Raw genomic sequence first — 1516 nt, 5'->3', positions numbered from 1 at the left:
CGCGGCCAGTGCCTCCTTGGCGATCGCGCCGACGTCGTGGTGGGCCTGCCGGAACGGGACGCCGGCGTCGACGAGCCGTTCGGCGAGGTGGGTGGCCGCGGTCTGGCCGTCGACCGCGCGGGCGTACATCCGCTCCGGCACCGGTTCGGCGCCCTCGACGACCAGCCGGAGCAGCACGACGGCGTCGGTCGCCGCTTCGAGGGCCGCCCACGCCGGGGCGACGGCTTCGGTGCCGACCGCGATGGCGTTGGTGAAGCGGGCGGTGGCCATCGCGCCCGCCGACGCGGTGAACGCGCCGAGCGGCGCCAGCGCCCGCCCCTGGACGTGCTCCAGCAGGAACGGGTTGCGCTTCTGCGGCATCATCGAGCTGGACCCGACGACGTCGTCGGCCAGCCGCAGCAGCCCCGCCTCGGCGCTGGTCCACGCCTGCAGGTCGTGCGAGACGCGGCAGAGCAGCACGCCGAGCACGGTGGCCGCGGACAGCAGGCGCAGCACCAGGTCCCGCGACGCGACCGCGTGCAGGGAGTTCGCCAGCGGCGCGGCGAACCCGAGCAGCGCGGTGGTGCGGTGCTGGTCGACCGGCAGCGACGTGCCACCGACGGCGCCCGCGCCGAGCGGGTTCTGGTCGAGCTCCGCCCCGGCCTGCCACACGCCTTCGACGTCGCGGACGAGCGCGCCCGCCACCCCGGCCAGGTAGTGGCCGTAGGTGATCGGCACGGCGGGCTGGTGGTGGGTGTAGGCGGGCATGGTGACGTCCGCCCAGCGCCGGGCCCGCTCCAGCAGCGCGCGGCCGAGGGCGTCGGACTCGGCGAGCAGCCGTTCGTGCGGTTCGCGCAGCCGGAGCCGGACCACGGTGGCGTTGAGGTCGTTGCGCGACCGTCCACTGTGGAGGACGCCGCCGACTTCCGCGCCGAGCGTCTCGATCAGGTGGGACTCGTAGGCGAGGTACCGGCCGCGGGGTGCGGGGACGTCGTGCAGCGGCGCGAACCGTTGGGCCCGCAGGGTTTCGATGCCCTTGAGCAGTTCGCCGGCCCGGCCGCGGTCGACGATGCCGCGTTCGGCGAGCATCACGACGTGGGCGCGGTCGACCTGGCTGATCAGCCCGAGTTCCGCGGCGACGGGGTCGGGCGCGGGGGCCGTGTCGCGGTCGAAGAGGATTTCCCGGGCCGCGGCGGAGATGGGGCTGGTGAGCCTGCCGGTTCCGCCTGGGGCGATGGTCATCGAGGTGCTCCTTCCGGGGTCTCCGGGTGGGGTGTGGTGGCTCGCCCGGACGACGTGAATGACTCATTCCTGTCGTCGGACGACATGAATGAGTCATTCACGTCATGCGCGGCGCGGGCGGCGGCAGTCTGGGCGACCGTGGTGATGAGGAACCGCAGGGTCATCGGTGCGGACCTTCCGGGATCAGGGCGGCACGCAGCCGGTCGAGGCCGGCCGCGGCCGCCGCGCGGGCGCCGCGGGGGCGGTCGGACACCGCGAGCACGTACCCGGCCCGGTCGCGGTAGTCGCGGGCGGG

1 protein-coding gene is annotated in these 1516 nt (G+C 74.9%); it reads right to left on the bottom strand.

The annotated features are described in order from the left end of the window. On the bottom strand, positions 1 to 1221 hold a 1221-nt coding region (locus G3I65_RS29305; RefSeq protein WP_160698963.1), incomplete at its 3' end, for a lyase family protein. Positions 1222 to 1516: the final 295 nt, after the last annotated feature.

Source organism: Amycolatopsis sp. SID8362, assembly GCF_010550475.1.
In the GTDB taxonomy this organism is placed as follows: domain Bacteria; phylum Actinomycetota; class Actinomycetes; order Mycobacteriales; family Pseudonocardiaceae; genus Amycolatopsis; species Amycolatopsis eburnea.
Note: the sequence above shows the minus strand (reverse complement) of the source record. Positions and strands in the feature narration are given on the sequence as shown.